Here is a 23,530-nt window from a genome sequence, read left to right as displayed (position 1 = left end):
GGGGAGAACCAAGAAACAGCGTATTCCATACATGTCTCTATGTTTACATGAGAATGCATGGAAAGTTGCAGTTCTTCGACAAAAAGCAAGGTGATAATGGCATACAACAAAATAAAGCGCTAAAAAATTGAAAAAGATGAAACATTAATCGCTATATTACGATTAAAAGGATATGGGTACCACAAAAGCAGATAAATTCAGCCATCAGCAAAACAGTCTCGCACAAATTACAAAAGCACTGGGACATCCTGCGCGCATTGCCATTATCCAGTACTTAATCAAGACACAGTCTTGTATTTGTGGTGATATTGTAGATGAACTTCCTCTTTCGCAATCAACTGTTTCTCAACATTTAAAAGAACTAAAAGCTTCTGGCTTGATCAAAGGTACCGTAGAAGGTCCAAGCGTATGCTATTGCATTAACTCAGAAGTCTGGAACAGGGCAAAAGAAGAATTAGCTGGTTTATTTGACTTATTTAATAGCACCAAGAACTGTTGTTAAAAAAAATTTACATTAAATCATCGCGTTATTACGATTAACAAATTTTAAACATCAAAAAAATGAAGACACAAACATTTCCAAGAATACATGTAAGTTATCATGTATCAAACATTAGTTCCACTGTTGATTTTTATACCAAGTTTTTTGGAGTTGAACCCATAAAGGTCAAAAAAGACTATGCTAAATTTTTGCTATCAGAACCTTCATTGAATATTTCATTCATTAAAAGTGACGAGCCCATTCAAAAAGAGACCCTCCATTTTGGTATAGAAGTGGATAATCCTGATCATCTGAAACAAAAACTGGGTAGTGCTATGAGCTACAACCTGCCCATAGATGTAGAAAAAGAGGTGAAGTGTTGTTATGCTAAGCAAGACAAATTCTGGGTAACAGATCCTGATGGCTACAAGTGGGAGGTTTTCCAGTTCATGGAAGATGTGGCAGTCAATGACGCAAAGTATTCCGGGGAAGGCGCCTGCTGCACTTCATCAGCTACTGACAAAGAGGAAACCACCGATTGCTGCTAGAGAATAAAAGTATATTGTTATAAATCCCTCCAGCTCTGCAGGTACTGGTGGGATTTATAAACTTTCAGAATATATTTGCAAAGGCTAATGCATGTTTCTTATTAGCTCATAACCCAATATAACAATACAAGAACAGATCAACCTGCAATGAATAACATAATCGTATTAGACCATAACTACACGGATGAGGTATTGGCAATACTGAAACAAAGCAAATTACCGACAGAGGACGTTGATCTGGAAAAACAGTTATTCATAGGTTACCAAAGCGAGGAGCGTTTGACGGGTATAGGAGCTTTAGAAATATTTGGTAAAAATGCTTTACTCCGCTCTATGGCAGTAGTATACTCAAGTCAAAATAGAGGGTTGGGTTCCAAACTAGTATCCCGATTGATCCAGGAAGCCGATTTACGTCAAGTCAAAAACATTTACTTATTAACAGAAACCGCCCAGACCTTTTTCGAAAAACACGACTTTATTCAAACTGCCAGAAACGAGGTTCCCGAAATCATTTTACAAAGTGCCGAATTCAAAAAGCTTTGCCCCACAACGGCAATTTGCATGCAATACTTCATGAATCATAAGTAATGTAAACCAGCCTGCAGATAGCTTGGTTAAGCTCAAAAAGAAAATTTCTTACATTAATTCTTATACAAAAAATCCCCTGAAGACCTGGCTCCAGGGGATAATTCGTTGTCTATAGTTGGCTTTATGATTGTGAAGCTAGTCGTTCAACCGTTTTAACCAAAGCCTTCATCGACCAACATCAGTATAGGACGACAGATCGTCATCAACTCAGATGACATGTACAATGAAAATAATAGTAGTGCGAAAACAGAAAGAAGAGTATAAAAGAAAAGAGGGCCACCCCCATAGCCCTCTTTCACCCGAATAGTTCAATAAACTAAATAATTAACCATCACTCCTATTTGAGGTTATTAGTCTATCGAAAACCAACAGTTCAAAGGTAGCAACCGATAGCTTTAATGCCATCAGTATTTTACCTTATTTTATCTAGGTGTTTTTACTTAGATTTCAAACTACGTACCAATCCGTAACATATTTCCACACATTCGCAATCGTTTGAAATCGAACTTCACAATTAAAAAAGGTAATTTTTAAAAAAATAACTTTCATATAGTGTTTTATTCGCTTTATTTCGCCGCGTAAAATTCGCCATTATGCAAGACAATAGTCAAAAGTATTTCGTCATAGATTTTGACAGTACATTCACACAGGTAGAAGCTTTAGACATACTTGGGGAAATTGCCCTGGAAGGGCACGTAGAAAAAGAAAATCGGCTGCATAAGATCAAAGAAATCACAGATGAAGGCATGAGTGGTAGCCTGACCTTTCGTGAATCACTCGTCCAGCGGCTGGAGATACTGGATGCTCACAAAAATCATTTGCCGTTATTAGTGGACCGTCTCAAAGGCGAAGTATCAAAATCCTTTAAACGTAATAAAGAGTTTTTCAAGAATTATACAGATAACATCTTCATTATCAGCAATGGGTTTAAAGATTTCATTGTACCTATTGTTGAAGAATACCATATAAAAGCTGACAATGTTTTTGCCAATTCATTTGAGTTTGATGAAGGTGGAAGTATTGTAGGCTTTGACCATAACAATGCACTTTCAATCAATGGAGGAAAAGCCGAACAGTTAAAGCAGTTGGACCTCCAGGGAGATGTATATGTAATTGGTGACGGATATACAGACTATGAAATAAAAGCGGCTGGAATGGCTAATAAATTCTATGCTTTTACAGAGAACGTCACCCGGGACAATGTACTGGAAAAAGCAGATCATATTACTCCAAGCCTTGACGAATTCCTGTATCTTAATAAAATGAATACTGCCATTTCTTATCCGAAAAACAGGATTAACATTCTTCTATTAGAGAATATCCACCCAAAAGCTGTGGAACTGATGAAGGAAGAAGGCTATAACGTTGAAGTATATCCGGGAGGTTTAGATGAAGATGAGCTTTGTGAAAAGATTAAGAATGTATCCGTATTGGGAATACGTTCAAAGACCCAAGTCACTGCAAAAGTTCTTGAGAATGCCAACCGACTCATCGCTGTCGGGGCCTTTTGTATAGGCACTAACCAAATCGACCTGAATTCTTGTCTGAAAAAAGGAGTGGCGGTTTTTAACGCTCCTTTCAGTAATACCAGGTCTGTGGTAGAAATGGCCATTTCTGAAATCATTGCATTGCGCAGAAAGCTTTACATGAGTTCTCAAGCCATGCATGAAGGAAAGTGGGACAAGTCAGCCAGTGGCAGTCATGAAGTAAGAGGCAAGAATTTGGGAATTGTGGGATATGGTAATATTGGCGCTCAGCTCTCTGTACTGGCAGAAGCACTCGGCCTTAATGTATATTACTACGATATTGAAGAAAAACTCGCCTTAGGTAACGCCCGCAAATGTCGTTCATTAAAAGAGCTGTTTAAAAAAGCCGATATCGTTACGCTGCATGTAGATGGAAGAAAAGAAAATCTTAATATAATTGGTGAAACTGAGTTTCAATGGATGAAAGATGGCGTCATCTTTGTTAACCTCAGCAGAGGACATGTGGTGGATATTCCTGCTTTAAAAGACAATATTGAAAGTGGTAAAGTGGCTGGTGCTGCTATCGACGTATTTCCATCTGAACCTAAAAGCAATGATGAAGAATTTCTTTCAGAGTTGAGAGGTTTGCCCAATCTCATATTAACGCCACATATTGGAGGCAGTACGCAAGAGGCCCAGGAAAATATTGCAGAGTTTGTCCCCGGCAAGATCATGGGGTATATCAACACAGGGAGTACTTCTAATAGTGTTAGTTTTCCAAACTTGCAACTACCTGCTTTTGAAAACGCCCACAGACTGATACATGTCCACCATAACGTACCTGGCATCCTGGCTAAAATCAACCAGGTGCTGGCAGACCACGACATTAACATCGTAGGTCAGTACTTAAAAACAAACGAGGTAATTGGTTATGTGATCACGGATATTGATAAGAAATACAATCGTGATGTGATCAAAGCTTTAAGAAGTATAGAACATACGATCAAATTCAGAATACTTTATTAAGTAGCGAGTACTTAATAAAGTATTTTTCTCTTGAATGTGAGAGAGTTGGTCTGCCATTGCGTGTGAATAAGCATTGGGATTACATCAGTCTGATTCCTATATTAGTACTGCCAGGCAGTCAGCCCGCATGAGGGTTACGACCAAGAGCCGTCGCTCAAAGTATCTTTAAACACTATCTTTATGGCAAACTGGAAAAAGCTTTCACAAGAAGCAATAAGGGACAGGGTATTTAATGCGCTGAACCAAAATGTAAATTATTACAGTGAAAAAATCATTGGCATACCTGCATCACACCTTGACGACAAGGTATTCTATCAAGACGCTCCATTTTTAGCCAACGCGCCTTTCCTATCTACACTTATTCATAATCCAAACCACATTGGGTGCCATACACTGGGAAAGTCTGAAAGCTTCTTTAAGGGCACCCAGGAAATCGAAAAGGAATTGATCAATATTTGTTCGAATACCATTCTTAAGGGGGATGGTGAATTCGATGGATATGTAGCCTCCGGAGGGACTGAAGCTAATTTACAGGCGATATGGGTATATCGCAACTACTTCATCCAGGAACATGGGGCTGATATCAGGGAAATTTCCATTCTATGTTCCTCTGACTCGCACTATTCTTCAAGTAAAGCTGCCAATGTGCTTAACCTGGATATTGCCTATATACCGGTAGATAATGAAAGCCGGAGTATTGATATAAATGAAGTCAAAAAGGTGATCGATCAGAAAAAAACTACGGGTAAGAAGTATTTTATTGCCGTAGCTAACATGATGACCACTATGTTCGGTTCGGTAGATGATCCGAACACCTATATCCAGGCCCTTGATTCGGCCGGTGTAGTTTTCAAAGCCCATGTAGACGGCGCTTACGGCGGGTTTTTCTACCCGTTTTCAACGCCTGATACTAACCTTAATTTTAGCAATCCCGGTGTATCATCCATCACCCTGGACGCTCATAAAATGTTACAAGCTCCTTATGGAACAGGAATATTCTTAATCAGGAAAGACCTGATATCTTATGCAAATACAAAAGAAGCGAGTTATGTAGAAGGAGAAGATTTCACCCTAATAGGAAGCCGGTCCGGCGCCAATGCCATAGCGGTATGGATGATACTGATGACCTATGGCCCGCATGGCTGGTATGAAAAGATACTTGTGCTGCAAAACCGCACAGATTGGTTATGTACACAATTGGATGAGCTAAAAGTAGCTTATTTCAGACAACCCGGCTCAAACATTGTCACTATAAAAAGTGAAAATATCTCAAAAGAGATCGCTGAGAGGTATGGGCTGGTACCAGATAACCATCACGATCCGAGGTGGTATAAAGCTGTAATAATGGATCATGTTACCATAGAAAAATTAGAAGCTATGGTACTGGATATGCATAAGATGTATAAATTCAGTGTATCATGAGAGATGCTCACTTAGCTCTGATACAAAAATTCTATAGCTCCTTTGCTGAACATGATGCAACCGGCATGGTTGCCTGCTATCACGACGAACTACAATTTTCAGATCCTGTGTTCGGAGAACTTGATCATCAACATGCCTGTGCGATGTGGCACATGCTGATAGAACGAGGCGGAAAAGAACTGGTCATCACCTTTGGTGATGTACAAGCCGATGATAATGAAGGCACCGCTGCATGGGAAGCTATCTATCTTTTTTCCAAATCCGGCAGGAAGGTACATAATAAGATCAAAGCAACATTTCAGTTTAAAGGTGGTAAAATAATACGCCATACAGATTACTTCAGTTTCTGGAAATGGTCACAAATGGCGTTGGGTATGCCAGGGGCTTTGTTAGGCTGGTCACCTTTCTTAAAAAAGAAAGTAAGCGCTGAAACGCTCAGGGTATTGAAAAAATACATGGCACAAAACAAAGCCATTTAGTGGTGCAGATGCTTGTGTTGATATTCAGAACTAAAAGAAAATAAAAACAGATGCCATCACTAGAAAAATTACGTTACCCTATAGGCAAATTCGAATGGCCAAAGATCATAGACCCAACGGACATCCATCAATGTATCAATCGTATTGAAACACTTCCCTTGCGGTTCAGAAAAGCAGTGGAAACACTGACCGAAGAACAACTGGATGTTGCATACAGGCCAGAAGGATGGACTTTACGTCAGGTAGTACATCATGTTCCCGATAGCCACTTAAACAGCTACATCCGATTCAAATGGACTCTAACAGAAAATAAACCTGTCATTAAAGCTTATGATGAGGTAGCCTGGGCTGAATTACCGGATTATAAAACTGCTCCCATAGCCACCTCTTTAGATTTCTTAGAACTATTGCATTCCAAATGGGTGTACTTATTAAGAGCTCTCACAGACGAAAACCTGGAGAAAACTTTCATTCACCCGGAATCAGGGCATGAAATTACACTTAAGTCTAACCTGTTTTTGTACGAATGGCATGGGGACCATCACCTGGGACATATAGAGCAAACGAAAACATTAAACGGATGGTAGCACGATCTTTATATTCGCGTTTCAGCGCCTGGTTCAATGCTCTTTTATGAATTAAATGAGTATATTCTATTATCGCGAAGGGCTTGGAGCATAATGTGTGATGGGTGCCGGGGAACTGGTACCAGAGACTGGAAGCAGGTCAATAAGGTAAAGGCGCCTAGATAGGAGATTTTGACAAACTCATGACTTATGTTGAGACAAAGTATGTATTATACATAATAAAAAATCAGTCAACATAAACTGGGAGAGTAAAATAAAAAGTACTGCCTGCGCCCAATTCGCTTTCAGCCCATATCTCACCTCCATTTTTCTTAATAAAGTCCATACACAACATCAAACCCAGACCGGTTCCTTTTTCATCATTCGTACCACTTGTGCTAAAAAAGGAATCCTGGAAGATCTTATCCAATGTTCGGCTATCCATACCTATGCCTGTGTCCTGTATTTCAACCAGTACCTGGTTCTCGGCACTAACGAAAACACTTACATTATCTCCTGATTTACAATATTTTATAGCATTAGACAGCAAATTAATAAGCACCAACTCAATCATATTTTTATCAGCATGTACCTGGTAAGGCTCATTTATATTGAGAGCTAAACTCACCCCTTTTTTGTCAGCACGCGTTTCAAAAAGCTGAAGATCATTCTGTATAGCACTAACAATATCAAATTTTTCAGGAACGACCTTATATCCATCTAACTGGCTACATGCCCAATGCAATAAGTTATTCAATAAATTAGAATTCCTATCAAAGCTCTCTCCCAATTGAGGAAGAAGCGATTCGATTTCTTGAGGTGAAGCTACTTTGCTCTCCAGGATCATCAATAAGCCATTCAGTGAGTTTAACGGACTACGTAGGTCATGCGCTAAAATTGAGAACAACCTGTTTTTAACATGATTAGCTTTCTGAAGTACTTCTGATTGTTTTTCTATCTGCAGGTTCTTTTCTTCCAATGCCAGACTATGCTTCTTTTTACTTTTATAATTACGATAGACAATAAAAAGAATAATAGCTCCGGCAACGATGACCATAATAAAGAGATAAACCAGCCTTTTTTGATTAGTGATGGCTTGCTGATTTTCCAGGTTTTCTCTTTGCTGACTTAACAACAATTCATTTTTCTTTTCATTGAACTTATATTCGGCAGATAGACGCCCCAACTCTTCACTCAATTCTGCATTTTCCAAACTATCTGACACACTTTTGAACGATTCATAAAAACTCAAAGCCTTTTCATACTCACCAAACCTTTTAAACATCATGTAATTTGTCTCAAGGGCAAGTTTGCGCATATCCATAGCATCACTTGCCTCTGCTTTTTCAAGGGCAATAGACGCATATTTAAGTGCTTTATCTTTACGGCCATTTTCCAGGTAAATTTTAGTCAGCCCATCATAGGAAGGGACCTGATCAACCGTATTACCAATGTTTTCAAAAATAGATATAGACTCCTCATACGCAGCCACAGCTCCTTCATAATCCCGTTCTTCTGTCAGTAACTTACCCAGTTGAAAATTGGCGTAGCCGAAGCCCCGAGGGTCGTATTTTTCCTTAGGGAAGCTCAAGACTTTATTACATTGTGTTTTAGCCTCTTCATATCTTCCTAATCCGGAGTATGCATATGCCAGGTTAACCGAAACAGACATTTCGTAAGAATCCTCTTTGGGTAAACTGTCCAGTTCAAGAAATATCTCCAGGGCTTCTTCAAAATCTTTCAGCTTGATATAGGCCACTCCCAGGTTGTTAAGGTTTTGAAAAACCCTTAGGCCCGAATCTCCTATTTGTCTATAGGCATCCAGCGATCTGAGTAAATAAGGTATGCCGGCTTTATAAAAGCCAGCGCCACAATACGCAATGCCTATGTACTGATCCATCAAAGCTTTTTCACTCTTTAGCTGCGTATCATCTATTTTCAGGCGTGTACCTAAGGTCAAGTCAACCACTTTTTTAAACTCTCCCCGACGTAGAAAAACAGAAGACCTTAGCCGGGTAGCTTCCACCACCCCTTCCAGATATTGCAGCTTTTCCGCCACATGCATGGCTTTTTGAGCATAATACTGCATACTATCAAGGTTAATGTACTGAAAGGACTCTGAAAACCTATTGAGCATATGTACATAAGATGTATCTTCAATGACTTCGTTATGTTCGAAGTCTTTGATACTTTGCCTTATCTCATCGACATCCGGGTGTTGTGCCAACAAGTTAATATTTGTTAGCACACAGGAAAACAGCAAAAATAACTTAGCTCTTTCTATACACACTTTGTAGGGACTCTTTGCGCCTGGTAATCAAGAATATAATTTAATTAAAACCAAACCTTGATTAATATTAAACAACTCAACAAGCTACTATTTGGCTTTAGGTGAAATTAGTTATGTTGATTTTTAAAATAACACATCTCAAATTTGTCACATAAGTTAATAACTTGTTTATTTTTTTTACATTCAATAATACTTATTATCAATTAGTTTATTTAAGTAAATCCGATCTCATTGCTTTTTATATTATCAATAAGTTCTTAATCAAAGGTTTTTTTTGATTTTCTATGATCTAATCTGTCGATTCGGTAAACTTATTCCGGTATTACTAATCCTACTAAAATCATAAAAATGGACATTCAAGAGATTTTCAAGAACAACCAGGACTGGGTAAATGAAAAGTTAAATCTGGATAAAGATTATTTTACTAAACTGGCATCAGGGCAAAGCCCTGAAATACTCTACATTGGATGCTCAGATAGCCGGGTAACCGCGGAAGAGCTTATGGGGGTCGGACCAGGCGATGTTTTCGTTCACCGGAATATTGCAAATATGGTTTCCAATATTGATCTGGCGTCTATGTCGGTAGTAAACTATGCTGTAAGTATTTTAAAAGTCAATCATGTGGTAGTGTGTGGTCATTATTACTGTGGTGGGGTAAAGGCTGCCATGGAATCTACTGACCTGGGCATTTTAAACCCATGGCTTCGAAACATACGTGATGTATATCGGCTACATAAAGAGGAGCTAAATGCCATCCAGGATGAGGACAAAAAATACAAACGCCTCGTAGAGCTTAATGTACAGGAACAATGTGTAAATATCCTTAAAACAGCAGATGTACAAATCGCTTATAAAGAAAGAGGCATTACTGTTCATGGTTGGGTTTTTGACATCTCTACGGGTAAACTCATCGACCTGAATATTGATTTTGATAAAGTGCTCAAAGATATCATGGAAATCTATCATCTCGATTAGAATAAAATCTATCGACCATTTGTCCTCCCATCCTGGTTTCTTTCGCCGAAAGTATCAAAATACCTGTTCATCATTTTTTAGCTGATATTTAAAAAAAGTTAAAAAAGAAAGGTGATAATCTCTTCCATACTTACACTTAGTATATGAGTGGCAGATGAAGTTCAGGTATTGGTCATACTAATATGCAAGAACCGTCTTGCATTTAAACAATCGTTTTTAACGTATTACAGCTGAATTCAATCAAAAGAATTATTAGCCTTAATGATTATGAATGAAACCAGGGAATCAAGAAAAAAACTATTCTTACATCTATATCAGGAAGTTTTCCCCCAGTTAGCAGCTTACATCTCCAAGCGAGGTGGATCACTTGAAGATGCTAAAGACCTGTTTCAGGATGCATTGATCATACATTACGAGCAAACTCGTTCTGAACAAAGGCAGGAAAGTAACGCGGCGTACCTTTTTGGTATTTCCCGGCATTTATGGTACAAGAGATATAAAGAGAACAAGGCGAGTCCTATGGCATTAGAAAATCTCCCGGAAACAGCCGAATTGCAAGAACCAAGTCACCCCTCTAAGGAAATCTTGTTAACATTTCTGGAAAAAGTGAGTCAAAAATGTATGGAATTGTTAGAAGCCGTATACTATGATAAAATATCTATGAGCCAGGTAGCCAAGAAGTTTGGTTTTATGGGGGAGCGCTCAGCCACAGTACAAAAGTATAAGTGTATGGAAAAAGTAAGGGAATTAATTAAAGAGAAAAAAATGGCATATGAGGACTTCGTTGAATGAAATTGAGCGCATAGAAAACTACTTATTGCAGAAGAATGACCCTTCACAGCATCTGCGGTTCGAGGTTTCTCTGATGTGTAGTGGTGAGTTACGGGAAAAAGTAAGTCAACAACGAGAATTGTATGAACACATTAGGTGCTATGGACGCAAAAAACTGATAGAAGAAATAGAAGAGGTGCATCAACGCCTTTTCAAAGAACCTGAATACATCCGATTCAAAAACAAAATCTTGAATATTTTTAACGCTAGGAAATAATGAATGCACAAGTAATACCTATGGTAGTAGATAGCCAGGGAGGCAATGAAAGGGTATATGATATTTATAGTTTGTTGCTCAAAGAACGTATTGTATTTCTGGGCACTGGCATCGATGATCAGGTAGCTAATATGATCGTAGCCCAACTACTATACCTGAATAGCCAGGATCCAAAAAAACAGATCGATCTATATATTCAAAGCCCGGGAGGTAGTGTATATGCAGGGTTAGCAATTCATGATGCCATGAAAATGATCTCAGCTCCGGTTTCCACTGTAGCGGTGGGCTTCTGCGGCAGTATGGCTACTGCTCTGCTCACCGCGGGCACGGCAGGTATGCGTTATGCATTACCTCAAGCTACCATTCACATGCACCCTACCGGTGGCGGCGCAAAAGGTTATACGGAAGACGTTAGGATAGCCACCAGGGAGCAGGAAAGACTGCAGGCTCAACTCTTTCATATCATGGGGAAGAATACGGGGCATTCCTGGAAGGAAATAGAAGATTACTTCATTAGAGATCGTTTTTTAAATGCATTGCAAGCTAAAGAATTTGGTTTAATCGATGAAGTTTTGGGAGATACGACTGATCTCATTCACCTTGATAATGTAGAAGCTAATGTCCGATTATATTCTGAGACTTGAAATGTGATCAGCTGTCATATTTAGTGCTTATAAATAGGATGGTAGAGAATATTCATTTGAGGCGAGCAGGCAAACAGGGGATTGGATTTGGCAAAGTACAGAGAGCCGGATACTGTGACTGGGTTCCGGGTTCTCGTGGTCAGTTACCGATATGTTAATTTGATGTTGACTGTTTTTTGCCTTCCACTTTTGAGTGAGTAAAAATAAAACTTACCAAAGATCCAAATACCAAATAATTATTGGTGCAGTTTTCAACTGAAGCTTATATAAACGATTACAATTCAGTAAGCCTTTACTTTCAAATGGTCTCCAAGCTTAGCAAAGGCCTTATACCAGTCAGCACTATCCAATCCACAGTCCTTTTGATTGATTGAGATCTGAAAATAGAGGTTTTGGCTTTTATACAGACCTGGCTCCAGGTTAAAATACTTAAGCACACTGAAGAAGCTGTTTAACCGATCCAGACGCTCGACATTACCTTTATCACGCGATATCCGTTCCAATGCTTTGAATACGGTCACTGCTACCTGTTGTTCTAAAGCCAGGCTATTATCCAGTGCAATGTTCCACTTATCAAATTCAAATTTAATGCGTTTGAGCTCTTCCAAATCAATATGTTTTTCATTAAATGCCGCCATCAGATCTGCATTTAATGTATACTGTAGCGTGGTGATATAGGCGCTTGGCAACGGTATTTCATCGATAAGCAGGGAATTGATCAATTGATAGTCGCGATTATAAATACGCCTGAAAGATCCTTCCACCTGCTTAAGGCTGCGTTCCATGATCTGCTTAAGCACCTCTCGTTTTTCATCCTTAAAAAGATGCCACAGGTTATACTTCTCCGGGCCAAAATACTTTTGCATGACACTAAATACTTCTCCCAGGTTACTCTTATTAAAGGCATCAGTGATCTTTGCACGCATCTCATCAAACAGCTCGCGAGACATGTCAATAGAGATGTTACCAATGATGTTTTGCTGACCTAAATAAAGGACCGCAAAGCTAAATTTATTTTCAGAATGAGTGACACCGGACCTGATCTTGGTTACTCCCAATGTAAGCCGTTGCGTACCCGCCTCTCTACGTTCAAAAAAGTCATTCTGAGCTGTGTAATTAAATACAGGACAAGATTCAGGTTCTTCGGCAAAAATAGAAGCGATAGAATAGTGCATCCCTACCCTCTCAAGGTCTACTTTAGCCGGCACCACATATTTAGTATAAATATGGCCTGCGTCTTTATGTTCAGGCAAGTTACTTTTAGCTTTTGAAATATGTTTCAAAAACTCAGGTTCCAGGTCTTGTCCACCCACTTGTGATGCCAGCTGTATTGCTCTACAAGCATATTGCATAATTTGCGTGGTCTCAATTCCTGAAATTTCGTCAAAAAACCATCCACAACTGGTATACATTAGCTGTGCATTACGCTGTAACTCCATCAGTCGTAAGGCTTTGGTATAGTCGTCTCCCTTTTTCAAAAAATCTGACAAGAATTGCTGAACGCTATCTCCGCCACGATCCATAATGACTCGTATATACTCATTACGGGCTTTCCAGGGATCGTTGAATAACTCACCTCCCTCTTTTTCAAATATCTTTTCAAGTTTATTTCTAAGCCAATCCAGGGAATCTCTGAGTGGTTTTCTCCACTGTTGGTTCCAGTCCACATGACCGCCCGTATGGCAGCCACAATCCTCTTTCCATCTACCTACACCATGAACACAACTCCAAGAACTATTCTCCTGTATTTGTGCCTCGTATTGTACTTCAAATTTTTCAAGAAATTCTCCATAGTTGGTTAGTTCAACCTGATCTCTCTTTTCGATATAATCAAGGCAAAAAGCAAGCGCCATATCACCATGCTTATGATGATGACCATAGCTTTCACCATCGGTAGCGATATGGACCAACTGCTGTCCCTCCATATTATCATCAAACCCTTTTATCAATTCATTTGCAAAACGTTGTCCATCATTTAAGAGCCCGTTAAAAGCGACTGCCTGAGAAATATTCCCATCATAAAAGTAGATATATATCTTCTTACCGGAAGGAAGGTTACAGAGATAGGGCACTTTCGGGTTCACCGATAGGTCAGATACATCGGTCCAGTTTTCTTGCCCTATTTTCCTCACCGCCTTTGCCTGACGCGGCGCCATTATAGTATATTTTACTCCGTGTTCTGCCAGTACCTCAAGAGATTCGGTATCTGCTGCCGTCTCAGCCAGCCACATCCCCTCCGGATCCCTGTCAAATCGCTTTTTAAAATCATACAACCCCCATTTCACCTGCGTTTCTTTATCTCGGCGATTAGCCAGTGGCATGATCATGTGGTTATACACCTGCGCTACCGCTGAGCCGTGGCCACTGTAATTTTCCTGGCTCAACTTATCTGCATAAAGTATGGCCTCATAGGTTTCTTTATCGCACGCTTCCAGCCAGGAAAGTAAGGTGGGACCGAAGTTGAAGCTTATCTTTGAGTAATTATTGATGATCTTTTTAATTATCCCGCTTTTATTCAGGATCCTGGACGCTGAGTTAGGGCCATAACATTCATGGGTGATCCGCTCGTTCCAATCGTGAAATGGGTGTGCCGAATCCTGAAGTTCTACTTCTTCCAACCACGCATTTTCTCTTGGAGGCTGATAGAAATGTCCGTGAATACATATGAGTTTATTCATAGCAATAGTTTAACTAAATGTTACGGTGTGGTTTGAATCAAGATTTGCCTAAAACGACCCATTATAGCACCTTCCTGTTTTCACCTGTCCGGTTATTGAGATGCGGGTAAGAATCAGTTTAGTTGTAATTATGTATCAAGAATAAATTTTTTTTAAACGAAATCAACTCAAATTGATCCGTTTTTTATATCTAAACAAAAAAAAGAGGGAAGTAGCTTGCCTCTACTGAAATTTAATTTATGTTCTATGTATAAAGTTGTGTTTCAAGTATTAAGCAAATCAGTATTATAAAGAGTCTTTTTTAACCTCAATACCGTGGCTACGCGCCTTCAAAACGAAACATCGTAACACCTAAGGGCGGCATTCTCAATTGAATGGAATGATCTCGTCCATGAAATGCTGTTGAATCTGTTTGCAGCGGCCCATCATTTGTAACTCCACTGCCCTGATACTTATTATGATCACTATTCATTATTTCCACCCATGTACCTGAGAAGGGTACACCAACGCGGTAATCATTAATAGCTTGTGGAGTAAAGTTACAGATCACTACTAACGTCTCATCAACCCCTTTTCGAAGAAATACGATCACACTATTCTGCTCATCAGCATAGTCCACCCATTGAAACCCTTTTGCCTCGAAGGCATAATCATAAAGAGCGGGAGTGTTTTTATAAAGAACATTAAAGTCTTTCACAAAGGTTTGCACTCCCTTGTGCAGATCATATTGAAGTAAGCTCCAGTCCAATCCATTGTTAAAATCCCATTCGGCGGACTGCGCTATTTCACCCCCCATGAACAAAAGCTTTGTACCGGGATGAGCATACATAAGACCATACATCAGACGCAGGTTGGCAAACTTTTGCCATTCATCCCCAGGCATTCTTGATAGCAAGGAACCTTTCCCATGTACTACCTCATCATGAGACAGAGGTAGCATAAAATTTTCTGTAAAGGCATATATGATGGAAAAGGTAATTTCATTTTGATGATATTTACGATGAACAGGATCTTTTTTAAAGTATTCCAATGTATCGTGCATCCATCCCATCATCCATTTTTGTCCGAAGCCCAGGCCTCCTATATAAGTTGGCTTGGACACCATAGGCCATGAGGTGGATTCTTCGGCAATGGTAATGGCATCAGGAAAGTGACCATACACCTGGGTGTTCATTTCTCTTAGGAAATGAATGGCTTCCAGATTTTCGTTCCCACCATACTTGTTGGGTATCCATTCACCTTCTTCACGAGAGTAATCAAGATAAAGTATGGAAGCCACAGCATCTACACGAAGTCCGTCTATATGAAAGGTATCCAACCAAAAAATAGCATTACTTATCAAAAAGGAGCATACTTCACTGCGCCCATAGTTAAATATATAGCTTTTCCAATCCGGGTGAAACCCTTGACGGTCATCTGCATGTTCATAAAGGTGTGTGCCGTCAAATTGGTATAACCCATGAGCGTCCCCCGGGAAATGAGACGGTACCCAATCCAGGATTACTCCTATCCCTTCAGCATGAAAGGCATCTATCATAGCCATAAAGTCTTCAGGGGAACCAAACCGGCTGGTAGGTGCAAAGTACCCTGTGATCTGGTAACCCCACGACCCGTAAAAAGGGTATTCCATTACCGGCATGAACTCCACGTGAGTATAACCCATGTCTTTAACATAAGCCACAAGCTCATCAGCCAGCTCCAGATAAGACAGCGATCGGTTTTCATGGTCTTTCTTCCTCCACGAGCCTAAATGAACTTCATAAACTGCATACGGTTTAGGTTGCCCGGCTTCATTTCTTCTTTTATCCAGCCAGGCCTTATCTTTCCAATGGTACCGGGCATCCCAAATAATAGAAGCTGTTTTAGGAGGCTGTTCCCAATACCTGGCAAATGGATCACCCTTCTCAAGGATATCCCCTTGCGTCGTTTCAATGGCGTACTTGTAAACCTCTCCATGCCCCACATTTGGTATAAAAGCCTCCCAAATGCCCGAAGAATCCCAACGTGAGGAAAGCGGTGTAGATGTTCTATCCCAATGATTAAAGTTCCCTATAACCGAGACATGTTTTGCATTCGGCGCCCAAACGGCGAAGAAAGTACCCACTTGCCCATCGTGCGTCACTACATGTGACCCTAGCTTCTCATAAAGTTTGTAATGTCGCCCTTCTCTAAAAAGATGGATATCAAAGTCAGTAAGTAACGAAAAGAAGCCGGCTTCTTTTTCAACACTTTTATTAGATTCAACAGTTATCTTCTTCTTTCTTTTCGTACTTGTGCTCTTTTCGCTTTGTGACTCTGTGGCAACTTTAGACCTCTTAGACATACTAACCGGTTTAGTGATTTTTAACTATAATAGGTGATCCTTATCCGCCTTATGACCCGGGATCATTTTCTACTTATTAAATTGGTTAAAACATTCGATAATCGTGTCTTGATCGATCAATATTTTACTAAAACAAGTAAAAAGCTTTTTCACAACAAGTGTCTTTAACTTTACTTTACTACTATCGACGCATATCCCGGAATAACGACCCCATCCTTATCTAATTTTATCGTCTCCGGAGCCGACATTATTACCTCATAAGAGTTACCTTCAACAGGGTACGTAATGGCAGTGTCCGTAAGGTTATGGATCACCAGCAGGCTTTCATTGTGATAACTTCGCCTGTAAGCGAGTAGTCCCATACTTTCTGTCACAATTTCACTAATATCTCCCAGGGTCAGTATCTCACTATTTCTTCGAAGCGCTATGAGTTTCTTGTAATGAGCATATATTGAATTGTCATCCTTCTTTTGCTGCTGCAAAGGCATCAATGTAGTATCTGTGGAATAAGAAGGTCGCTGCCATGTTGTCCTACCGGAATCTTCTTTTTTAATATCCCATAGAAAAGGCTCTCTTATATAGGGATCCGGCTTTTGCCCCAGCATACCAATTTCTTCACCATAATAGATGTAAGGCGAACCGGGCAACGTAAACAAAATAGAGGCTGCAATCTTAATTTTTTCCTGATGCCCTCCTAACATTGATCCGATACGGTTTTGATCATGATTACTTAAAAAAGTGGCATTAATAAAATCAGGATTTTGACGTCTAAATGCTGCTTCATTTCTTATAAGCCCTTCAATCAATGTTACTCCTTCTTCCAGTTCCCAGGATGACCCGGCAATGACGGCTGATACAGAACGCTCGTTTTTAAGGGAACCAATAATGCTGTAAGCCAGATCAAAATTAAAAAGTGCCGGAAGCCCTTGTGTGAATGGAGCGCTGACCTCCGTGGGCGCCCATACTTCTCCTATCAAATAAACATCTTCTTTCACTTGTTGCATTTCGCTGCGAAACTCTTTCCAAAAATTATGATTGTCGGTGGCACGTTCCTCAGGGTAAATATGTTTTGCCGCATCTAGTCGAAAGCCGTCTACATCTATTTCGGATAGCCAGTATTTGCCTATTTGATATATTTCCTCACGAACTTTTGGGTTATCGAAGTTAAGGTCAGGCATACCTCCCCAGAAAAATCCATAGTAATGTTCTCCTTCAGGGTCTTCATCGAGGGCATGCCACTGAAGGATATTGTCAGAATCCCCGGTAACCTCTTTTTTGTTGATTTGTTCAGCTACCGAATCAAGGTCAGACCAAATATAATAATCGCGATATATCGGATCTTTTTGTCTGGCTTTTACAAACCAGGGGTGACCTATACCGGTATGATTGATCACCAGGTCGATGATCACTTTTATGTCTCTTTCATGGGCTTTTTCTACAAAGTTTTTAAACTCCTGTAAAGTGCCATAGTCCTCATGTACTTCGATATAATTCGTGACATCATATTTGTGATAAGAGGGTGAAGGCATTATCGGCATCAGCCAGACGGCCTCAACACCCAGGTCCGCCAAATAATCTAATTTTTGAGTTAAGCCATTGAAATCACCAATCCTATCCCCATTTGAATCATAAAACGATTGAACGAAAATTTCATAGGTAATTCCTAAAGGCCAAACTGATAAGGGTTTATCAGGCAACTTGTCCGTCTCTTTCATGGGAGTTTGATTGCAGGCCCCCGTTAAAACAATAAAAACAATCCAGAAAATAATGCAAACTCGTTTCATAAGGCCGGTATAAAATAAATATTGATGCCAAAAATCGACCTAACCCATCAATAAACCAACGTTATGCATTGAAATCACCGCAAAGGTTTGCGGTGATTTCAATGCATATTTCCCCCTTACTTTCAGGTTATAATTCTCGCTCTGAATGGAAAGAACCTTTAGGTGGTTGTTGCGTAAATTGTCATAATTGTCACTGTAACTATCCAAGCATATTCCCATGTACGACTACTATGTCCGGCTAACAGCACTCCTTTTTTTTTCGTTGATACATCTTTTTCCGGCACATGCACAAAAAAGTAATGAACGTATTACAGAAGTAAAAAAAGCTATTCGCATTCCTCTTGTAGACGGGCGACAGGACGATGAATGCTGGTATGAAGCAGAGTGGATGCCCTTAGATCAAAGGTGGCTAGGCCCCCCTTACAAAAAAAAAGACTTTAACGGACGGTATAAACTAAGTTGGTCCAAGGATGCATTATACTTGTTAGTGGAAGTGGAAGATGATGTTTTATATGATCAATATTCAGACCCACTTAAATTGTGGTGGGACGACGACTGTGTTGAAGTGTTCATAGATGAAGACAACTCTGGGGGAGAACACCAATACAATCATAATGCTTTTGCCTACCATATTGCTCTGGATTATAACGTCGTGGATCTTGGGCCCGACAAGAAGCCTCATCTTTACAACGACCATATCAAAGTCAAGAGGCGTCAAAAGAAAAATGTTTCGGTTTGGGAAATGGCTATTCACCTTTACACAGATGAATTTAAAGAAGGGAGTAACAATAGGCCTGTTTATTTAGATAGAAACAAAAAAATAGGCTTTGCACTGGCTTATTGTGATAACGATGGCAGCAAGGAACGTGAGAATTTTATAGGTTCAGAAATCATTACCGGAGCTGACAAAAACAAAGGTTGGATTGATGCCGGTGTTTTCGGCACATTGATTTTGGTAGACTAACAGCTTTGGCATTTTATTAAAAACCCCACTTTTTGGCCTACTCTTTCAATATGGTGAACTCTACCCTTCTGTTGAGCTTTCTTTTGACGGGATCATTATTATCTACTAAAGGCCGGGTACCACCATATCCCTTACCTTTAACCCTTTTCTTGTTTACGCCCTTTTTTAACAGGTATTTTTTTACGGCGTGCACTCTCTCCTGAGATAATTTCATATTTTGTTTGGCATCTCCTCGATTATCTGTATGTCCTTCCAGCCTGATAACCATGGAGGGATTTTGTTTCATAAGATCAGCCACCAGGTTAAGTTCAGCATAAGATGTACTCACTATTTCAGGCTTCGATTGTTTGAAAAGCACATTTTCCAAATTAACCCTCGCACCTACTGAAATGACCTGTAGCCCAAAATTCATTTCTAACACCTTTACTTCATCACTGAATACATCCAGATTTTGCTGATGGCTCAGGTAACCAGGTGCGTCTATTCTAACAATGTAGTTATCATCAGCCGGCACCCCTAGTGAGTACCTATTCTTACCTCCCGATGGACTCACCGTTTTCGAAAAAGAATCCTCCTCAGACGTAATAGTAACAGTAGCATTTGCTAACGTTCGCTCAGAAGCTTTGTCATAAACCTGTCCAAATAATACAAATTGATTATCGGTTTCTTTGACCTGCTCTTCAGGCACTTCTATCAATTGAACAGTAGTATCCATCTCCACCAATGTTTTTTGTGCCATTAGGCTGTCAAGATCTACTTCAGTATATACTTTGAGATCTCCGTATCCATCACTATCACGTATACTGGCATAAATAGCAAAACCTTCATATTGACGATATCCCAATTCTCTCCCTTCTGTATTGATATGTGCCAATGGTCGAGGTTCTGACCAGTTACGCCAGGAATCATCCAGGCGACTGGATACAAATATGTCTGTTCCTTGTGTTCCTTTGTGCCCATTAGAAGAAAAATAAAGGGTTTTATTGTCCTTTGACATAAATGGTGTAAACTCCTGGTAAGGCGTATTAATAGTGGCTCCGAGATTCTTTGGTTCTGACCAGCCTCCGTCATTCAGCTTCAAACAGACATAGATATCCTCCGCTCCCTTGGTACCATAACCTTCCATAGCTAAAAGTAATGCCGAATCATCCTGAGTTATGCTCCCTCCCTGATTTTCAGACAAATTACGGTAGTAGGGTATAGTAATATTTACAGGCTTCTTCCATGATGTACCACGACTCTCAGTCACAGCTATTCCCTGGGTTCGTATTAACTCGCCTGATGACTTATAATGACCGTGCAATACAATTTTACCATCTGATTGAAAGCCAATTACACCGTTCCAATTGGCATTGTTGAGTGCCCTTGCATTACGTGGCTGCGACCATGACCGATCTTCTTGTAAAACGCTAAACCAAATATCACCTTTATCCGCAGAGCCTCCTACATTTTCAGGATGATGTCCACGTGTAAAGAAAAGAATATTTCCTTCCGGATTTAAAATTGGATTTTCTTCATTAAACACACTGTTAACACCTTCAAGTGGGTCATAATTTTGGGCCAGCACATTGGAATGTAAAAAAAGAGCCAAATAAAAACATGTAGTTAAACATACCGTCTGCATAGCATACCTATAAAGGATGTATCGCTTAAATCTAGTGTGCTTCAAGCTTGAGAATTAAAAGAGGTTTATAAGAAGAATAGGCCAATACTTTCGTTAGACTTTTATGAAAAATACTCTGCACGAAGCTTCTATGCTGTTTAAATACCACTAACAAGTCGCTATCTTGTTCTTGCATGTACTCATTGATACCCATGCCCACATCATCTTTGAACTCTTTATTGACAAAGCCAATTTTACTGTATTGTATAAAGCTGTTCAATTCGCTAACAAATTGATCGTATTGGACATTTGCATCCCCTTGATTGATATGAAGCACGTTTATACGGGCGTCAAACATGGTAGCAAAGGAAATAACTTCCTGTATGGCCACTTTATCTTCCTCTGCAAAATCTGAGGCATATACCAACTTATTAAAGCCATGATAGGTAGCACTTTCTGGTACACATAACAAGGGTAATTTCACTTTTTCTATTACCTCCTCTGTATTGCTTCCGAAGAATATCCCATTGGTTTTACTAATACCCGTAGTACCCATCACCACAAAATCAAAGCGACCTTCCTCTATAATATTTAAGAGCTGGTCGGTCAGCTCTCCGAGTTCGACCCGGGCATCACATCGTCCAAGCGCATCTGTACTCAATTCTACATTCACACTTTGGGCCAAAGTGCTCATCTTACTATTAGCCATGGCCAACAACTCTTTGAAAGACTTGCCTACTGCTTCATCTCCAACTATTTTGTTAAAATCCCTTTCAGTAAAAACATTTACTAATGTAAGTGAGGAGTTAAAGCGTTTAGCAATAGCCACAGCAAACTCCAGAGCATTCAGTGAAGTAGCAGAAAAATCAACCGGACACAGAATTTTATTCATATTACAAATATACAACTCCCTTGTTTATGAGAAATTATAGTTATTAAAACCTTTACTTACCCAGGGATTTCCTTTTACATTAAAACGCCATGGGAGCAGCGCATCCTCTTTTGCATAAGCCACTCCTATACGCGCAGAAATCTCAATATCTTCACTTTTAACCTGGTACCCCCTATCTTCAATCCTAATTGTTTCCATATACAGGGTACTTTCATTATGGTTCATATCAATACCAAGTGCCTGGGTGAGTTTGCCAGGACCAGAAGTCAATTGATAACCTGGTTTTTCAAAGCCTCGTCGATACATCATCGATTCAACATTATCCAGCGGCTCTATACCACGTACAAGTACTGCCTCGGCAATACCCTCACGATTTGTAACTACATTAAAAAGCTTATGTATACCATAGCAAAGGTAAACATACGAGGTACCTCCCTGCTTAAACAACGTTGAAGTACGTTTGGTATTGCGATTCATGTAAGCATGACATGCCTGTTCCAAATAGGAATATGCCTCAGTCTCAACAATTTTACCAGAAGTAACAACGCCATTCACGTTTGTCACCAACACCTTACCCAGCAATTCTCTGGCAATGGTCACCACATCTGTCCGGGTGTAAAATGCTTCATTTAGGATACGACTTCCCTGTTTCATATTTACGTTTTCTACGAACGGCCTTTGGTTCAAACAAATTTGACTTAATTTCGTCATTCATTCAAAAACAAAACCTTAAACCAATGAAAAGAATTTTTATTGCAACACTATCATTAATAGCATGCTTTGCATGGCAAGCCAATGGGCAGATTACTGTACCACAACCTAGCCCCGCCGGATCTGTCTTTAGTAAAGTAGGACTCACCAATGTCACTATCGACTATTTTCGTCCAAAAGTAAAAGGAAGAAAGATATTCGGTGAAGGCAGTGATTTTTTACAGCCTTATGGTACACTTTGGAGAGCAGGTGCAAATTCAGGGTCAAAGTTAACGTTGAGTACAGATGTAGAGATTGCAGGAAAAAAGGTAAACGAAGGTGAATATTTGATTTTCATTACACCTGGTAAGGACCAGTGGGAATTTAAACTTTACTCTGATATCAGCATAGGAGGAAATGTGGCAAAGTATGACAAGTCAAAGGAAGTACTGAGCACAAATGTAAAGGCCACCAAGCTTACCTCAAATGTTGAAGCTCTAACTTATAACATTACTGATTTAAGTGAAGACAATAGCACTGCCGCTATTGAAATGGCCTGGGCAGATATGTCTATTAAGGTTCCATTAAAAGTTTCTTTTGATGAGGAAGTTATGGCTGACATAGCAAAAAACACTAAAGTGAATCCCAGGAACTACCTTGCAGCGGCTAACTACTATTTATCTGCCAATAAGGATATGGATCAGGCCCTTAAATGGGTAAACATGTACTTGGCAGAAGGTGAAAACTCTAAGCAATTCTGGAACCTGCACCTAAAAGCGCGTATCCTGGCTAAGATGGGGAACAAAAAAGAGGCTATCACTACAGCTGAAAAGTCATTAGACCTTGCAAAAAACTTTCCTAACGGCGACTTCGGATACATAAAAAGAAATCAGGATCTTATTGCTGAAGTAAAAGCAAAATAAGATATTCAAAACCCTTAAAAAGAGGGTGTCTCAAAAGTCACCTTCTTTTTATGGTAAAGAAAGTAAAGGCCGATAGCGAGAAGCTGTCGGCCTTTTTGATGACTAAGGGTTAACTTAGTGTTGTGTGTACTACTTCAAAT

Annotated in this window: 20 protein-coding genes; 13 read left to right on the top strand and 7 right to left on the bottom strand. The window is 39.7% G+C overall.

Annotation, left to right across the window (positions count from 1 at the left end; translation table 11 throughout):
- The first annotated feature begins 172 nt into the window (after positions 1 to 172).
- The 7 genes from FNH22_RS22465 (at position 173) to FNH22_RS22435 (ending at position 6,597) form a co-directional block, all read left to right on the top strand.
- On the top strand, positions 173 to 502 hold the full coding sequence (locus FNH22_RS22465; protein WP_143400701.1) for a helix-turn-helix transcriptional regulator: 330 nt from the start codon (positions 173 to 175) through the stop codon (positions 500 to 502).
- A 59-nt stretch (positions 503 to 561) separates the two neighbouring features.
- Positions 562 to 1,029: an ArsI/CadI family heavy metal resistance metalloenzyme gene (locus FNH22_RS22460; protein ID WP_143400700.1), complete on the top strand. Its 468-nt coding sequence runs from the start codon at positions 562 to 564 to the stop codon at positions 1,027 to 1,029.
- A gap of 147 nt (positions 1,030 to 1,176) precedes the next feature.
- Complete coding sequence (gene arsN2, locus FNH22_RS22455; protein ID WP_143400699.1) at positions 1,177 to 1,617, top strand: arsenic resistance N-acetyltransferase ArsN2; 441 nt, start codon at positions 1,177 to 1,179, stop codon at positions 1,615 to 1,617.
- Positions 1,618 to 2,210: 593 nt separating this feature from the next.
- Positions 2,211 to 4,109 (top strand): phosphoglycerate dehydrogenase, encoded by a 1,899-nt coding sequence (gene serA / locus FNH22_RS22450; protein WP_143400698.1) that lies wholly within the window; start codon positions 2,211 to 2,213, stop codon positions 4,107 to 4,109.
- Positions 4,110 to 4,289: 180 nt separating this feature from the next.
- Positions 4,290 to 5,531, top strand: a complete 1,242-nt coding sequence (locus FNH22_RS22445; RefSeq protein ID WP_143400697.1) for a pyridoxal-dependent decarboxylase — start codon at positions 4,290 to 4,292, stop codon at positions 5,529 to 5,531.
- Positions 5,528 to 6,010, top strand: coding sequence for a nuclear transport factor 2 family protein (locus tag FNH22_RS22440; RefSeq protein ID WP_143400696.1), 483 nt, complete (start codon positions 5,528 to 5,530; stop codon positions 6,008 to 6,010). The genes FNH22_RS22445 and FNH22_RS22440 overlap by 4 nt, the downstream gene beginning before the upstream one ends.
- A 50-nt stretch (positions 6,011 to 6,060) precedes the next feature.
- Complete coding sequence (locus FNH22_RS22435; RefSeq protein ID WP_143400695.1) at positions 6,061 to 6,597, top strand: YfiT family bacillithiol transferase; 537 nt, start codon at positions 6,061 to 6,063, stop codon at positions 6,595 to 6,597.
- A 226-nt stretch (positions 6,598 to 6,823) separates the two neighbouring features.
- Here FNH22_RS22435 and FNH22_RS22430 read toward each other — a convergent pair whose 3' ends face one another.
- Positions 6,824 to 8,806 (bottom strand): ATP-binding protein, encoded by a 1,983-nt coding sequence (locus FNH22_RS22430; protein WP_143400694.1) that lies wholly within the window; start codon positions 8,804 to 8,806, stop codon positions 6,824 to 6,826.
- 408 nt (positions 8,807 to 9,214) lie between these two features.
- On the opposite strand from FNH22_RS22430, the gene FNH22_RS22425 reads away from it, so the two are divergent.
- The 4 genes from FNH22_RS22425 to FNH22_RS22410 all read left to right on the top strand — a co-directional run bounded on the left by FNH22_RS22425 (position 9,215) and on the right by FNH22_RS22410 (position 11,533).
- Positions 9,215 to 9,841, top strand: a complete 627-nt coding sequence (locus tag FNH22_RS22425; RefSeq protein WP_143400693.1) for a carbonic anhydrase — start codon at positions 9,215 to 9,217, stop codon at positions 9,839 to 9,841.
- 267 nt (positions 9,842 to 10,108) lie between these two features.
- On the top strand, positions 10,109 to 10,633 hold the full coding sequence (locus FNH22_RS22420; RefSeq protein ID WP_221420327.1) for an RNA polymerase sigma factor: 525 nt from the start codon (positions 10,109 to 10,111) through the stop codon (positions 10,631 to 10,633).
- Positions 10,614 to 10,889 (top strand): hypothetical protein, encoded by a 276-nt coding sequence (locus FNH22_RS22415; protein WP_143400691.1) that lies wholly within the window; start codon positions 10,614 to 10,616, stop codon positions 10,887 to 10,889. Before FNH22_RS22420 ends, FNH22_RS22415 begins: the two co-directional genes overlap by 20 nt.
- Entirely contained in the window at positions 10,889 to 11,533 is a 645-nt protein-coding gene (locus tag FNH22_RS22410) for a ClpP family protease (RefSeq protein WP_143400690.1), read from the top strand. The genes FNH22_RS22415 and FNH22_RS22410 overlap by 1 nt, the downstream gene beginning before the upstream one ends.
- A 281-nt stretch (positions 11,534 to 11,814) precedes the next feature.
- Here FNH22_RS22410 and FNH22_RS22405 read toward each other — a convergent pair whose 3' ends face one another.
- From FNH22_RS22405 to FNH22_RS22395, 3 genes are all read right to left on the bottom strand, one after another.
- Positions 11,815 to 14,211, bottom strand: a complete 2,397-nt coding sequence (locus tag FNH22_RS22405; RefSeq protein WP_143400689.1) for a DUF3536 domain-containing protein — start codon at positions 14,209 to 14,211, stop codon at positions 11,815 to 11,817.
- Positions 14,212 to 14,530: 319 nt separating this feature from the next.
- On the bottom strand, positions 14,531 to 16,534 hold the full coding sequence (gene glgB, locus FNH22_RS22400) for a 1,4-alpha-glucan branching protein GlgB (protein ID WP_143400688.1): 2,004 nt from the start codon (positions 16,532 to 16,534) through the stop codon (positions 14,531 to 14,533).
- Positions 16,535 to 16,704: 170 nt separating this feature from the next.
- Positions 16,705 to 18,249: an alpha-amylase family glycosyl hydrolase gene (locus FNH22_RS22395; RefSeq protein WP_143400742.1), complete on the bottom strand. Its 1,545-nt coding sequence runs from the start codon at positions 18,247 to 18,249 to the stop codon at positions 16,705 to 16,707.
- 286 nt (positions 18,250 to 18,535) lie between these two features.
- Here FNH22_RS22395 and FNH22_RS22390 point away from each other — a divergent pair, with 286 nt between their 5' ends.
- Entirely contained in the window at positions 18,536 to 19,282 is a 747-nt protein-coding gene (locus FNH22_RS22390) for a sugar-binding protein (RefSeq protein ID WP_143400687.1), read from the top strand.
- Positions 19,283 to 19,319: 37 nt separating this feature from the next.
- Here the strand turns inward: FNH22_RS22390 and FNH22_RS22385 are convergent, their stop codons facing one another.
- The 3 genes from FNH22_RS22385 to FNH22_RS22375 form a co-directional block, all read right to left on the bottom strand.
- Positions 19,320 to 20,873, bottom strand: coding sequence for an OmpA family protein (locus tag FNH22_RS22385; RefSeq protein ID WP_185154352.1), 1,554 nt, complete (start codon positions 20,871 to 20,873; stop codon positions 19,320 to 19,322).
- A 64-nt stretch (positions 20,874 to 20,937) separates the two neighbouring features.
- A complete protein-coding gene (locus FNH22_RS22380; protein ID WP_143400685.1) occupies positions 20,938 to 21,777 on the bottom strand; it encodes a universal stress protein in 840 nt (279 codons plus the stop codon).
- 24 nt (positions 21,778 to 21,801) lie between these two features.
- Positions 21,802 to 22,431, bottom strand: a complete 630-nt coding sequence (locus FNH22_RS22375; RefSeq protein WP_143400684.1) for a DNA-3-methyladenine glycosylase — start codon at positions 22,429 to 22,431, stop codon at positions 21,802 to 21,804.
- Between the two features lie 83 nt (positions 22,432 to 22,514).
- On the opposite strand from FNH22_RS22375, the gene FNH22_RS22370 reads away from it, so the two are divergent.
- Positions 22,515 to 23,390: a DUF2911 domain-containing protein gene (locus FNH22_RS22370; RefSeq protein ID WP_143400683.1), complete on the top strand. Its 876-nt coding sequence runs from the start codon at positions 22,515 to 22,517 to the stop codon at positions 23,388 to 23,390.
- The last annotated feature ends 140 nt before the right edge of the window (positions 23,391 to 23,530 follow it).

The organism is Fulvivirga sp. M361 (assembly GCF_007097395.1).
In the GTDB taxonomy this organism is placed as follows: domain Bacteria; phylum Bacteroidota; class Bacteroidia; order Cytophagales; family Cyclobacteriaceae; genus Fulvivirga.
The sequence above is the reverse complement of the archived record's forward strand: the minus strand, read 5'-3'. Positions and strand labels throughout refer to the sequence as shown.

Coding starts and splice junctions, on each gene's coding strand:
- FNH22_RS22465 (WP_143400701.1), top strand. CDS start 173: ATGGGTACCACAAAAGCAGATAAATTCAGCCATCAGCAAAACAGTCTC.
- FNH22_RS22460 (WP_143400700.1), top strand. CDS start 562: ATGAAGACACAAACATTTCCAAGAATACATGTAAGTTATCATGTATCA.
- arsN2 (WP_143400699.1), top strand. CDS start 1,177: ATGAATAACATAATCGTATTAGACCATAACTACACGGATGAGGTATTG.
- serA (WP_143400698.1), top strand. CDS start 2,211: ATGCAAGACAATAGTCAAAAGTATTTCGTCATAGATTTTGACAGTACA.
- FNH22_RS22445 (WP_143400697.1), top strand. CDS start 4,290: ATGGCAAACTGGAAAAAGCTTTCACAAGAAGCAATAAGGGACAGGGTA.
- FNH22_RS22440 (WP_143400696.1), top strand. CDS start 5,528: ATGAGAGATGCTCACTTAGCTCTGATACAAAAATTCTATAGCTCCTTT.
- FNH22_RS22435 (WP_143400695.1), top strand. CDS start 6,061: ATGCCATCACTAGAAAAATTACGTTACCCTATAGGCAAATTCGAATGG.
- FNH22_RS22425 (WP_143400693.1), top strand. CDS start 9,215: ATGGACATTCAAGAGATTTTCAAGAACAACCAGGACTGGGTAAATGAA.
- FNH22_RS22420 (WP_221420327.1), top strand. CDS start 10,109: ATGAATGAAACCAGGGAATCAAGAAAAAAACTATTCTTACATCTATAT.
- FNH22_RS22415 (WP_143400691.1), top strand. CDS start 10,614: ATGAGGACTTCGTTGAATGAAATTGAGCGCATAGAAAACTACTTATTG.
- FNH22_RS22410 (WP_143400690.1), top strand. CDS start 10,889: ATGAATGCACAAGTAATACCTATGGTAGTAGATAGCCAGGGAGGCAAT.
- FNH22_RS22405 (WP_143400689.1), bottom strand. CDS start 14,211: ATGAATAAACTCATATGTATTCACGGACATTTCTATCAGCCTCCAAGA.
- glgB (WP_143400688.1), bottom strand. CDS start 16,534: ATGTCTAAGAGGTCTAAAGTTGCCACAGAGTCACAAAGCGAAAAGAGC.
- FNH22_RS22395 (WP_143400742.1), bottom strand. CDS start 18,249: ATGAAAGAGACGGACAAGTTGCCTGATAAACCCTTATCAGTTTGGCCT.
- FNH22_RS22390 (WP_143400687.1), top strand. CDS start 18,536: ATGTACGACTACTATGTCCGGCTAACAGCACTCCTTTTTTTTTCGTTG.
- FNH22_RS22380 (WP_143400685.1), bottom strand. CDS start 21,777: ATGAATAAAATTCTGTGTCCGGTTGATTTTTCTGCTACTTCACTGAAT.
- FNH22_RS22375 (WP_143400684.1), bottom strand. CDS start 22,431: ATGAAACAGGGAAGTCGTATCCTAAATGAAGCATTTTACACCCGGACA.
- FNH22_RS22370 (WP_143400683.1), top strand. CDS start 22,515: ATGAAAAGAATTTTTATTGCAACACTATCATTAATAGCATGCTTTGCA.